Genomic DNA, 12,055 nt, shown 5'->3' with positions numbered 1-12,055 from the left:
AACAATTTTACTATGCAACGTGATACTGCCATTTTTGACCTAATCCAAGAAGAAAAAGAACGCCAATTAAACGGACTTGAACTTATTGCTTCAGAGAACTTTGTAAGTGACCAAGTAATGGAAGCTGCAGGTTCTGTGTTAACTAACAAATATGCCGAAGGATACCCGGGAAAAAGATATTACGGTGGTTGTGAAGTAGTAGATGAGGTGGAGACACTTGCTATAGAGCGCGCAAAGGAACTTTTTGGAGCAGCATATGCAAATGTACAACCACACTCTGGATCACAAGCAAACACAGCAGTATTCCATGCTTGTTTGAAGCCAGGAGATAAATTTTTAGGTTTTGATCTTGCACATGGTGGTCACCTTACTCATGGATCTCCAGTAAACTTTTCTGGACGTTTATATAATCCAGTTTTTTATGGAGTAGAGAAGGAGACAGGACTACTTAATTATGATAAAATTCAAGAGATAGCAACAAAGGAACAGCCTAAGATGATTATCGCTGGAGCTTCTGCATACTCTCGTGAGATAGATTATAAACGCTTTCGCGAAATTGCAGACTCAGTAGGAGCAATCCTTCTAGCAGATGTTGCTCACCCAGCAGGGCTTATTGCAAAAGGAATCATTGCAGATCCTATCCCACACTGTCACGTAGTAACAACTACTACACACAAAACCCTAAGAGGACCTCGCGGCGGAATGATTATGATGGGCAAGGATTTTGAAAATCCTTTTGGGATCAAATTAAAGAATGGAAATCTAAGAATGATGTCTTCATTATTAGATAGCGGTATTTTTCCAGGAAACCAGGGAGGACCATTAATGCATGTGATAGGAGCAAAGGCAATCGCCTTTGGAGAAGCACTTACAGATGAGTTTTTACATTATATGGTGCAGGTTAAGAAAAATGCAACAATGCTTGCAGATGCACTTGTACTTAAAGGTTATGATATTATCTCTGGAGGTACAGATAACCACATGATGCTTATAGACCTGCGCAATAAAAATGTAACAGGTAAAGCAGCCGAAGAAGCACTAGGAAAAGCAGATATTACGGTAAATAAAAACATGGTACCATTTGATGATAAGTCACCATTTGTTACTTCTGGTATACGTATAGGTACAGCTGCAGTGACCACTCGTGGTCTTGTAGAAGGTGATATGCATGAGATTGCAAACTTTATAGATAAAGCAATACAGCATCACGATAATGATGAAGTACTTGCAAACGTTGCAGCAAGTGTAAACGAGATGATGGGGCACAGACCATTGTTTAAGGCATAACACTTGTCACTTTAAAATATAAAAGCCCGCATATAGCGGGCTTTTATATTTTATAATAGTTTCTTACAGCATGTTATACTGCAGTGATGTTATTAAGGTTTCAGTACGAGTTTTATTATCACAAGTAGAGCGATAAACCCCATAAAACCTACCAGCACCCACTTACTTCCTTTGTATTGCTTTTTGTGAAGTGATAAATCCTTTCTATAACTCCATACCATAAGAAGTATGAAAGCCACAATAAAAAAAACAACAAATATAATCTGACCAGTGCTAAACATTTAAAGTATTTTAGGAGTTGTAAAAATACGACTGAGTACGCTTTCGCGAAAGCGTAACAAAACAAAATCCTTTATGAAAAATAAAATAGCCGCCGTAACATTATTTCATGACACTTATGGTCTCGATCGAAAAGATAAACCTACTGCAAATCTCCCGCTATCGAAAAATGAGCTACGCTTTAACCTCATGAAAGAGGAAAATGAAGAATACCTAGAAGCGGCAAACGCTGGTGACCTAATAGAGGTGGCAGATGCCCTAGGGGATATGCTTTACATATTATGTGGAACAATCATCGAGCATGGGATGCAAGATAAAATTGAAGAGGTCTTTAATGAAATACAGCGTTCTAATATGAGTAAACTAGGAGCAGATGGTAAGCCTATCTATCGTGAAGATGGAAAAGTGCTTAAGGGGCCTAATTATTTTGAGCCAGACATTAAGAGTATACTTGACAAGTAATCACATAAAAAAGCCACTTCTATCTAGTAGAAGCGGCTTTTTTATAAAATATAGTGGAAGATTACTCTTCTACTGTGATTCCTAATTTTGCAAGAACAGCCATTGTAATATCTGCTGCAGGGTCTGCATATGCAAAGTTGTTATTGTTACCTATAGTAAGAATGTGTGAGTAACCTTGTTCTTTTGCTACTACAGTTACCATTTCTCCTATTTTCTTGTAAAGAGGTTGTACAACTTCAGATTGCTTTAATTGTAAAAGCTGTGCACCATTCTGACGAAATTTTGAGATATCTTCTTCAAGAGCAATGATTTCTCCTTGTTTTGTTTTCTTGTCTGCATCTGTAAAAGTTGCTTGACCGCTTTGGTATAATTTTACCTTAGCCTCATAGTCTTGAATCTTTGCTTTCATTTGCGTTTCAAGATCAAGATTGTAGGCTTTTACTTTTTCATTTGCTCCTGTAAGCTCAGGCATTTTTGTTAGGATAAAGTCGGCATCTACAGTTCCTACTTTGCTTTGAGCAAAAGCTGTTGCTGTAAATAGAACTACAAACATTCCAAGTACGATTTTTTTCATTGTATAGTATTTATTAAGATTATCATTTGCGCGTGCAAATATATGTGATAGAAGACAATATCTGTGCCAAGTGGTAAGTTTTAAGTAAATAGCTGCCCGCGGTGAGGCTTAAGCGCATCTCTTACGGGCTTCATCGCCTCTCTATCTACAACTAAAAATGCAATGCTGTGATCTTCTGTAACTTGTTGAGTGCCTGTTATAGGCGTATTTAATACTTGTGAAGCTGCATACTCTTTTAAGTGAATCTCGTGATGTAATGCAATTTTATGTGCGTCTGGACCTCTAAAATCCCAGATTAGTTTAAGTCGTTCTTCTGTAGACATAATATGATTTAATTTCTAGCAAAAATATAGCATATATTTTCTACCTAGCTCAGTGGGTACTAAATATTCTATAATCTCGTTGCTATGGTACAACAGTTCATAATACTTATTTTTGCACATACTTAATACACTATGAAGCACCTTTTTTTATTGCTTATTTTCCTTTTTGGATTTTCGTTTGCTCACGCTCAAAAAGATATTCTTCTTACAATAAATAATGAAGTTATTAATAGTGAAGAGTTTACGAGGGTTTATGAGAAAAATAGCGAACTCATAAAAGAAGATGAGTCTAATGCTCCAGAAGATTATTTAGAGCTTTTTATAGATTACAAACTTAAAGTCCAAGAAGCCTACAGATTGGGACTTAATAATAAAAAGTCTTATCAAGATGAATTATCTGCTTATCGTGCACAACTTGCAAAAAGCTATCTCAACGACGTTAAGGTAACAGAAGAGCTTGTGAAAGAAGCTTATGATAGAACTGTAAATGAGCTTAATGCACGTCACATTCTTGTGCGAGTAAGCCCTGATGCTTCACCTAATGATACATTAATGGCGTACCGAAGCATTGCTCAAGCGAGGGAACGTATAATTAATGGTGAAAACTTTGAAAAAGTAGCAAGAGCGATAAGTGAAGATCCATCTGCCAAAAAGAACGGAGGTAACCTAGGATGGTTTAAAGCCTTTAAAATGGTATATCCATTTGAGAATGCTGCCTATAATACCGCAATTAATGAGGTTTCTAAGCCTTTTAGAACAAGTTTTGGATATCATATCGTTCAGCCTATTGCCGCTCGCAAGTCAAAGGGGAAAGTACAAGTTGCCCACATTATGGTTGCTTTAAATCAAAATGATAGTACTATTATCCCAGAGGAAAGAATTAATGAGGTGTCGAAGCTATTAGGTGAAGGCGCTTCTTTTGAGACAGTAGCACTTAATTATAGTGATGATAGGGCATCTTATAAAAAGGGAGGAAAACTAGAAGAGTTTGAGCAAGGGCAATTGAGTAGTGCTGCTTTTGAAAAAACAGCATTTTCACTTGAAAATATTGGTGCTATTTCGCAGCCTTTTAAAACTGAATTTGGATGGCATATTTTAAAATTGTTATCTAAAACTCCAGTGCCTACCTATATGGATGCTCGAGTTGCACTTACTAATAAAGTAACAAGAGATGTGAGAGCACAAGTAATATCAGATAAGTTAGACAATAAGTTGAGAAATAAATACAATGTAGTTCTTGACGAAGGCTTGCAGCCATACTTAGAAAGTATCTTCCCAGAGAAATATTCTGAAACTAAGATTGTTCTTAATAACGAACTAGCATTAAGTAATGTGGCATTTACTTTAGGGAAAAAGAAAGCTACATACACCTATAAAATGGTAGCCGACTATTTACTGGCGTCTTATTCACGTAAGACTTACAGATACAGAGATCAGTTTGTAAAAGAGGGAGTTCAATCTTTTGTGAGTGCTGTACTTAAAAACTATCACCTCGAGCACCTAGAAGAGGAGGATCAAGGTTTTAGTGATATATTAAAAGAATATAAAGAAGGTTTATTGTTATTTGATTTACTAGAAACTAATATCTGGAAAAAAGCTCAACAAGATAGCATAGGTCTACAAGAATTTTTCTTAAGAAATAAGGAAGACTATAGAAGTGTAAAGACTTATGAGACTACAGTATGTACTACAAAAAGCAAGAGTTTAGCAAAAAAATATAGAAATAGTCTTTCTAAAGGCATTACGCCAGAAAAAGCCGTATTATCATTAAATAATAAGAATGATACTCCTATACTATTATCTACTAGAGTTCTAACTGAAGACGAATTACCAGAAGGACAGCACCTATCTAAAGGAGTGAGTGAATTAATAGAAGACGGAGATAACTTTATAGTTTATGACGTTACAGCCATTACAGAGGCAAAAGATCAATTACTAAAGGACGTTAGAGGTGTAGTTATAAGTGACTATCAGAAAGAGTTGGAAAATAAGTTTGTAAAGAATTTAAGAGATAAAAGCACAATCACTATAAATAAAGAGGTTTTAAATACGTTAATAACGAAATATGAGAATTAAAAACACTAGAGTCGTTGTATTTCTGCTGTTTACAGTAGTCTCGCTGTCTATGGTGAATTGCCGCTATTTCAAGAGTGACAACACAGAAACAATAGTCGCTCGGGTGAATAATCATACATTATCACAGCGCACTATTGAAGATGTTATGTCAAAGAATGTGGTAAGTGATAGCGCTGCCTTTGTACAAAATTACATTAATACGTGGGCTACAAGTCAGCTATTGCTAGACGGAGCATTGAGAAATTTACCAAAAGAAGATCAAGATGAGTTTGAGGCGCTTGTTTCATCATACCGAAGTGATTTATACACACGTTTTTATAAAGATGCACTTATAAACAAGCAATTAGATAGTGTCGTTTCTGATAGTGAAGCGATGAAGTTCTATGAGGAAAACAAAGAGAATTTCTTACTCAATGAACCACTGGTTCAGTTTAAATTTATTCAAGTAGACGAGGATTATCAAAATCTTAATAAACTTAAGTCTTATTTTACTAGTAAGGATGAAAAGGATAAGTATGCCTTAGATTCATTAAAGTTTCAATACAAGAATTATTTCTTGAATGACTCTGTATGGATAAAAAGGCGTGCCGTAATTGATCAAATAAATGCGATAAACAAGGAGAATGCAAACAACTTGTTAAAAAAAACAAATTTCTTACAACTGCGAGACTCATTAGGATTATATTTGGTAGCTGTAAAAAGTACCCTTGAGCGCAACGAAAATGCCCCGTTGGAATATGTAAGACCAACGATCAATCAGATTATTAAGAATAAAAGGAAATTAGCGCTTATACAAAAGCTTGAAAAGGAGATTAAGGATGATGCTATTAAAAACAAACAATTTGAAATTTACAATTAATATAGTAGTGCTGCTTGCAGCAACACAGCTAAGTTTTGCACAAGAAACAACGGTAACTCCAGAGGTTACAACGACAACCGAAACATCAGTAGCGGTTCAAAATGATACCGTAAAAACTCCTTTTAAGAAATTCAAGGTAGATGGTGTAGCAGGTGTAGTAGGTGACTACTTGATTTTAGAAAGTGACATTGATCAAAGTCTTATTGAGATAAAGCAAAGAGGTCAAGCTGCTGCAGATATAAGTCCTTGCCAAGTGCTAGGAAGCTTGCTCGAAAATAAACTTCTTACACACCAAGCAGTTCAAGATAGTATCGTAGTACAAGATAGCCGTGTTAATTCTGAGGTAGACCAGATGGTTCAGCGTTTTGCTTCACAACTTGGTTCTGAGCAGAAGGTAGTTGAGTTTTATAGAAAAGAGAATATGGCAGACTTACGTGCCGAGTTATTTAGCATTAGAAAGAATGTTATACTTTCTGATCGCATGAACCAGAAGATAATTGAATCTGTAGATGTTACTCCAGACGAGATTAAAACATTTTTTAACAGAATACCAGCAGATGAGCTTCCTACTTTTGGAGTAGAGCTAGAGATTGCACGTATCGTTATTGAACCTAAAGCTACTGAAGAAGAGCGCCAGAAAGTTATAGACCGCCTTAAAGGTTTCCGTAGAGATATTCTTGAGAATGGAAGTAGTTTTGCTACAAAAGCGGTACTGTACACAGATGACGCAGCTTCAAGACCAGATGGTGGCTTAATGGTTATAGATCGTAAAACACCTTTGGTAAAAGAATTTAGAGATGTAGCCTTTAGTTTACAAGATGGAGAAGTGAGTGAGCCGTTTGAGACAGAATTTGGTTTTCACATTGTAACTGTAGAAAAAACAAAAGGAGAACGTAAGGATATTAGACACATATTAATTGTTCCAGAAATTAAAGAAGCTCAAGAAGAGGAAGCAAAAGATCTTGTAAACAAAGTGAGAAAGCGCATCATAGATGGCGAACTTACCTTTGAAGAGGCTGCCAAAGAATTTTCTGATGAGAAAGAGACTAAATTTGATGGAGGAACACTTACTAATCCTCAATCACTTGATAAGCGTTTTGAATTAGGTAGACTCGATCCAGATATTTATCCTAAGGTAAGTAACCTTGCAGATGAAGAAGTATCTCTAGTTTACACAGATCAAACAAGAACTGGTACAAAACAATTTTTAATCTACACGGTAGATAACCGCCTTGAAGAGCATAAAGCAGATTATGTAAAAGATTATATCAAAATTAAAGATCTTGCACTACGTGAAAAGCAAATTGCTGCTATTGAGAAGTGGCAAAAAGAAAAGATTGTAGAAACTTACATTAAAATCAATGGTGAAAATCGTGACTGCGAGTTTGTAAGTAATTGGTTAAAAAAATAAAAGATATTTATGTCTGACGTTGCGGCTATCAAGAATCTAGTAGAGAAACACAAGATTCTAAAAGCAGAAATTTCAAAGATTATTGTAGGTCAAGATAAAGTAATTGATGAGATTCTTTTATCTATATTTTCTGGAGGTCACGCTCTACTTATAGGTGTTCCTGGACTTGCAAAAACCTTGATGGTAAATACTATTGCAACGACTCTTGGACTTGATTTTAAAAGAATACAGTTTACACCAGATTTAATGCCTAGTGATATTCTAGGTTCTGAAATTCTGGATGAGTCTCGTAAGTTCAAATTTATTAAAGGACCTATATTTTCAAATATTGTTCTTGCAGATGAGATTAACCGTACACCTCCAAAAACGCAGGCTGCGCTTCTAGAAGCAATGCAAGAGCGCGTGGTGACAGTAGCTGGAGAACGATACCCATTATCGCTTCCTTACTTTGTACTGGCTACTCAAAACCCAATAGAGCAGGAGGGAACTTACCCGCTACCAGAGGCTCAGTTAGACCGTTTTATGTTTTCTATCAACCTCGATTACCCTTCGTTTCAAGAAGAGGTAGATGTGGTAAAGGCAACAACATCTGCGGCAAAACCTACGGTAAATGCATTGTTAAATGCACAGGAGATTATAGACTTTCAGCAGCTAGTGCGACGTATTCCAGTAGCAGATAATGTGATTGAATATGCCGTAAATCTCGTAAGCAAAACTCGACCTAAAACAGAGAAGGCGGCTCAGATTGTAAATGATTACATAGACTGGGGAGCTGGACCAAGAGCATCACAAAACTTAATTCTAGGAGCAAAAACACATGCTGCTGTACACGGGAAATTCTCGCCAGATATTGAGGATGTACAAAAAGTTGCTACGGGAATCCTTCGTCACAGAATGATTAAGAACTATAAGGCAGAAGCAGAAGGTTTGAGTATAGAAGATATTATCAAGAGCCTATTCTAATCCGCTTTCGCGAAAAAGTGCTGCTGCAATCTTGACAGTAAGACACATTCTAAAACAGTCTTTTAATTGCATTATACATACTCGCATAGATGCGAAAATTTCTAAGCCATTAAATCCATATCGTGATTTAATGGCTTTTCTATGTCACATAATGTATTGATTATTGAATTAAATGCATGATTGTTAATTTAATTTCGGTTTTCATGCTTTCTAGTATTTTCTAGATAGCTTAGGTGTATGTATATGCAATTATATTCAATAAAATCACATTTTCGCGAAAGCGGAATATTCCAATGAGGAAATTTTATAAGGGTTAAATTATTAATTTGATAATTTGAACCACTCCTTTTTTTGAATTTGATAATTACTTCGCAGTATTTGAGATGGTTTATCAATACGCGCTATTGGCTAAGTATGGGGCCTCCTGCTATTGTTATTCTTTAAGGTATTTTGTATTTTCGTGAACCGCAAAATATAGCGGTACTATTTAACAACCCTAATACATTATATATGGCATTTGATATTGATATGATCAAGAAGGTTTATGCAAATATGTCTGAGCGTGTAGATGCCGCTCGTGACCTTGTAGGTAAGCCCTTGACACTTTCTGAAAAGATTTTATATTCTCACCTATGGGAGGGAAAAGCTTCTAAAGCATTTACTCGTGGAAAGGATTACGTAGACTTTGCTCCAGATCGTATCGCTTGTCAAGATGCTACTGCACAGATGGCTTTATTGCAATTTATGCAAGCTGGTAAAGATAAAGTGGCAGTACCTACTACGGTACACTGTGATCACTTGATTCAAGCAAAAGAAGGAGCGGTTGCAGATCTTAAGAACGCAAACGATGTATCTAGCGAAGTTTTTAACTTCTTAGAATCTGTTTCTAATAAATATGGTATTGGTTTCTGGAAACCAGGAGCTGGTATTATACACCAAGTAGTTCTTGAAAACTATGCTTTCCCAGGAGGAATGATGATAGGTACAGATTCTCACACTGTAAACGCTGGAGGACTAGGAATGGTTGCGATAGGTGTAGGTGGAGCAGATGCTGTAGATGTAATGGCTGGTATGGCTTGGGAACTTAAATTTCCTAAATTAATAGGAGTTAGACTTACAGGAAAACTTTCTGGATGGACTGCACCAAAAGACGTTATTCTTAAAGTTGCTGAGATTCTTACTGCAAAAGGAGGAACTGGAGCAATTGTAGAATATTTTGGCCCTGGAGCTACAGCAATGTCTTGTACAGGTAAAGGAACTATCTGTAACATGGGAGCAGAGATAGGAGCAACAACCTCTACTTTTGGTTATGATGAGTCTATGGAACGTTACTTACGTGCTACAGACCGTGCAGATGTTGCAGACGCAGCAAATGAGGTAAAGGAATACCTTACAGCAGATAAAGAAGTATATGCAAATCCTGAGCAGTATTTTGATCAGGTAATAGATATTAACCTTTCTGAGTTAGGACCATTACTTAATGGACCTTTTACTCCAGATCTTTCTACAACTGTAGGAAAGGATATGACTGAGAAAGCTACTAAAAATGAATGGCCTCTTAATGTAGAGTGGGGACTTATAGGTTCTTGTACAAACTCTTCTTATGAAGATCTTTCAAGAGCTTCATCTATTGCGCAACAAGCACTAGATAAAGGAATAAAAATGAAGTCAGAACTTGGAATTAACCCAGGATCTGAGCTTGTACGTTACACTACAGAGCGCGACGGAATTTTAGGAATCTTTGAAAAGCTAGATGCTAAGATTTTTACAAATGCTTGTGGACCATGTATCGGGCAATGGGCACGTTACAGCGATCCAAAAAATGCTCCTAAAAACAGTATTGTACACTCGTTTAACAGAAACTTTGCAAAGCGTGCAGATGGTAACCCTAATACACACGCCTTTGTAGCATCACCAGAAATTACTGCAGCAATTGCAATATCTGGACGTCTAGATTTTAACCCTCTTACAGATTCACTTCTTAATGAAGATGGTCAAGAAGTTATGTTTGACGAGCCTACAGGATGGGAACTTCCTCCTAAAGGATTTGAAGTAAAGGATAATGGTTACCTAGCTCCTGTAGAAGATGGAAGTGGTGTAATTGTAAAAGTAGCTGCAGACTCAGAACGTCTTGAGTTATTAACGCCTTTTGAGCCTATTCTTGATAGCGAGATGCAAGGGATGAAATTGCTTATCAAAGCTTTCGGAAAATGTACTACAGACCACATTTCTATGGCTGGACCATGGTTACGTTATAGAGGTCACTTAGATAATATTTCTAACAACTGTTTAATAGGTGCTGTAAATGCATTTGGTAAGAAAACAAATTTTGTTAAGAACCAAATGGATGGAGAATTTGGTGGAGTGCCAGATACTGCACGTGCTTATAAGAAAGCGGGAATCAAAACTGTAGTAGTAGGGGATCACAACTATGGAGAAGGTTCTTCACGTGAGCATGCTGCTATGGAGCCTCGCCACTTAGGTGTAGCTGCTGTGATTGTAAAATCATTTGCACGTATACACGAGACAAACCTTAAGAAACAAGGAATGCTAGGTCTTACCTTCTCTGTTGAGTCTGATTACGACTTAATCCAAGAAGATGATACTTTCAACTTTGTAGATATTGCTAGTTTTGCGCCAGATAAGCCTCTTACAGTAGAGCTTGTACACGCAGACGGAAGTAAGGATACTATTAAAGTAAACCACACGTACAACGATGCTCAGATAGCATGGTACCGTGAGGGTAGTGCTCTTAACTTAATAAAAAAGGAGAACGCTGCATAAGTAGTTATCTTTTTAAACTATAAAAAAGCTCCGCTGGTAACAGCGGAGCTTTTTGTTTTTAAACTATGTACGAGTTTTTATTCTGTGTAGGCACCAGAGGAATATGTTAACTCATAACTGTGAGTGTATATTTCAAATACAATTCCAAAAGGATCTTCTACGTAGCACATTTTATAAGGCTTATCTTTTGGGTAGTACTCTCTTATAGGCATTCTTTGCTTTCCTCCATAAGAAATAATTTTTTCAATGAGTTCTTCAATATTTGGATCTTGAACACAAAAGTGAAAAAGTCCTGTGTTAAAAGGATTAAATTCTGGAGTTTTCATATTCTTATTGGGAAATGAAAATAACTCTACTCCTATACCATCTGAAGTCGATAGGTGAGCAATTTCAAAAGTTTCCCAGTCGTCGCCAAAAACGTCAATACACATCTGTCCTATAGCTGTATTTTTTTCTTTTTTTACGATCGATGGAGGCATAATGATATACCATCCCATTACCTCTGAGTAAAACTCAACCGCTTTCTTGATATCTGGAACAGATAAACCAATGTGAGAGAATGATTTTGGATAATTCTTTGTAGTGCTCATAAATTTTATTTTATTCAAAATTAGACTATATTGTTCCTGATGTCAATAACTTACTAAAAGGTTACATACGTCACTAAAAGAGTAAAATTATGATTTTAAGATATTTAAAGATTAATAAATGAGTGATAAAATTGCATGTCCGCTTAATTATACAATGAATTTAATAGGGACTAAATGGAAACCTCTTGTTTTATTTCATTTATTAGAAGGCGCCTTACGTTCTGGTGTACTACAAAAAAAGGTGCCAGGAATTTCTAATAAAATGTTTACACAGACCGTCCGAGAATTAGAAAAAGACGGGCTTGTTACTAGAAAGATTTTTCCAGTAGTACCTCCTAGAGTAGAATATAGCCTTACTAAGAGAGGAGCTTCTCTAGAAGCTATTTTAAGAAGTCTTGATACTTGGGGAGAGGAAGATTTTCAAAATGAATTTTAAGAAGACTTCTG

The 12,055-nt window shown here is 36.3% G+C and carries 11 protein-coding genes; 8 read left to right on the top strand and 3 right to left on the bottom strand.

Annotated features, from left to right (window positions below):
• Positions 1 to 12: 12 nt before the first annotated feature.
• Positions 13 to 1,287: a serine hydroxymethyltransferase gene (gene glyA / locus SJY37_RS13955; protein ID WP_013751906.1), complete on the top strand. Its 1,275-nt coding sequence runs from the start codon at positions 13 to 15 to the stop codon at positions 1,285 to 1,287.
• A 354-nt stretch (positions 1,288 to 1,641) separates the two neighbouring features.
• Entirely contained in the window at positions 1,642 to 2,028 is a 387-nt protein-coding gene (locus SJY37_RS13950; protein WP_298327718.1) for a nucleoside triphosphate pyrophosphohydrolase family protein, read from the top strand.
• Between the two features lie 61 nt (positions 2,029 to 2,089).
• On the opposite strand, the gene SJY37_RS13945 is transcribed toward SJY37_RS13950, so the two are convergent.
• Both SJY37_RS13945 and SJY37_RS13940 read right to left on the bottom strand, forming a co-directional pair.
• Positions 2,090 to 2,602: an OmpH family outer membrane protein gene (locus SJY37_RS13945; RefSeq protein ID WP_298327722.1), complete on the bottom strand. Its 513-nt coding sequence runs from the start codon at positions 2,600 to 2,602 to the stop codon at positions 2,090 to 2,092.
• An 80-nt stretch (positions 2,603 to 2,682) separates the two neighbouring features.
• Positions 2,683 to 2,925: a hypothetical protein gene (locus tag SJY37_RS13940; RefSeq protein ID WP_298327725.1), complete on the bottom strand. Its 243-nt coding sequence runs from the start codon at positions 2,923 to 2,925 to the stop codon at positions 2,683 to 2,685.
• Between the two features lie 132 nt (positions 2,926 to 3,057).
• Here SJY37_RS13940 and SJY37_RS13935 point away from each other — a divergent pair, with 132 nt between their 5' ends.
• The 5 genes from SJY37_RS13935 to SJY37_RS13915 all read left to right on the top strand — a co-directional run bounded on the left by SJY37_RS13935 (position 3,058) and on the right by SJY37_RS13915 (position 11,018).
• Positions 3,058 to 5,001 carry a peptidylprolyl isomerase gene (locus SJY37_RS13935; RefSeq protein WP_379953240.1) on the top strand — a complete coding sequence of 648 codons (1,944 nt, stop codon included), beginning with the start codon at positions 3,058 to 3,060 and terminating at the stop codon, positions 4,999 to 5,001.
• Positions 4,991 to 5,860 (top strand): peptidyl-prolyl cis-trans isomerase, encoded by an 870-nt coding sequence (locus SJY37_RS13930; protein WP_298327731.1) that lies wholly within the window; start codon positions 4,991 to 4,993, stop codon positions 5,858 to 5,860. Before SJY37_RS13935 ends, SJY37_RS13930 begins: the two co-directional genes overlap by 11 nt.
• Positions 5,844 to 7,271, top strand: coding sequence for a peptidylprolyl isomerase (locus SJY37_RS13925; RefSeq protein WP_366519236.1), 1,428 nt, complete (start codon positions 5,844 to 5,846; stop codon positions 7,269 to 7,271). Before SJY37_RS13930 ends, SJY37_RS13925 begins: the two co-directional genes overlap by 17 nt.
• Positions 7,272 to 7,280: 9 nt before the next feature.
• Positions 7,281 to 8,234, top strand: a complete 954-nt coding sequence (locus SJY37_RS13920; RefSeq protein ID WP_298327737.1) for a MoxR family ATPase — start codon at positions 7,281 to 7,283, stop codon at positions 8,232 to 8,234.
• Between the two features lie 510 nt (positions 8,235 to 8,744).
• Positions 8,745 to 11,018, top strand: coding sequence for an aconitate hydratase (locus tag SJY37_RS13915; protein ID WP_379953239.1), 2,274 nt, complete (start codon positions 8,745 to 8,747; stop codon positions 11,016 to 11,018).
• Positions 11,019 to 11,095: 77 nt separating this feature from the next.
• Here SJY37_RS13915 and SJY37_RS13910 read toward each other — a convergent pair whose 3' ends face one another.
• On the bottom strand, positions 11,096 to 11,608 hold the full coding sequence (locus tag SJY37_RS13910) for a lactoylglutathione lyase family protein (protein WP_379953238.1): 513 nt from the start codon (positions 11,606 to 11,608) through the stop codon (positions 11,096 to 11,098).
• 118 nt (positions 11,609 to 11,726) lie between these two features.
• On the opposite strand from SJY37_RS13910, the gene SJY37_RS13905 reads away from it, so the two are divergent.
• A complete protein-coding gene (locus SJY37_RS13905; RefSeq protein WP_298327743.1) occupies positions 11,727 to 12,044 on the top strand; it encodes a helix-turn-helix domain-containing protein in 318 nt (105 codons plus the stop codon).
• The last annotated feature ends 11 nt before the right edge of the window (positions 12,045 to 12,055 follow it).

This window comes from Dokdonia sp. R78006, from assembly GCF_042466145.1.
Classification (GTDB): Bacteria; Bacteroidota; Bacteroidia; order Flavobacteriales; family Flavobacteriaceae; genus Dokdonia.
This window is presented reverse-complemented; position numbering and strand designations above follow the sequence as displayed.

Coding starts and splice junctions, on each gene's coding strand:
- glyA (WP_013751906.1), top strand. CDS start 13: ATGCAACGTGATACTGCCATTTTTGACCTAATCCAAGAAGAAAAAGAA.
- SJY37_RS13950 (WP_298327718.1), top strand. CDS start 1,642: ATGAAAAATAAAATAGCCGCCGTAACATTATTTCATGACACTTATGGT.
- SJY37_RS13945 (WP_298327722.1), bottom strand. CDS start 2,602: ATGAAAAAAATCGTACTTGGAATGTTTGTAGTTCTATTTACAGCAACA.
- SJY37_RS13940 (WP_298327725.1), bottom strand. CDS start 2,925: ATGTCTACAGAAGAACGACTTAAACTAATCTGGGATTTTAGAGGTCCA.
- SJY37_RS13935 (WP_379953240.1), top strand. CDS start 3,058: ATGAAGCACCTTTTTTTATTGCTTATTTTCCTTTTTGGATTTTCGTTT.
- SJY37_RS13930 (WP_298327731.1), top strand. CDS start 4,991: ATGAGAATTAAAAACACTAGAGTCGTTGTATTTCTGCTGTTTACAGTA.
- SJY37_RS13920 (WP_298327737.1), top strand. CDS start 7,281: ATGTCTGACGTTGCGGCTATCAAGAATCTAGTAGAGAAACACAAGATT.
- SJY37_RS13915 (WP_379953239.1), top strand. CDS start 8,745: ATGGCATTTGATATTGATATGATCAAGAAGGTTTATGCAAATATGTCT.
- SJY37_RS13910 (WP_379953238.1), bottom strand. CDS start 11,608: ATGAGCACTACAAAGAATTATCCAAAATCATTCTCTCACATTGGTTTA.
- SJY37_RS13905 (WP_298327743.1), top strand. CDS start 11,727: ATGAGTGATAAAATTGCATGTCCGCTTAATTATACAATGAATTTAATA.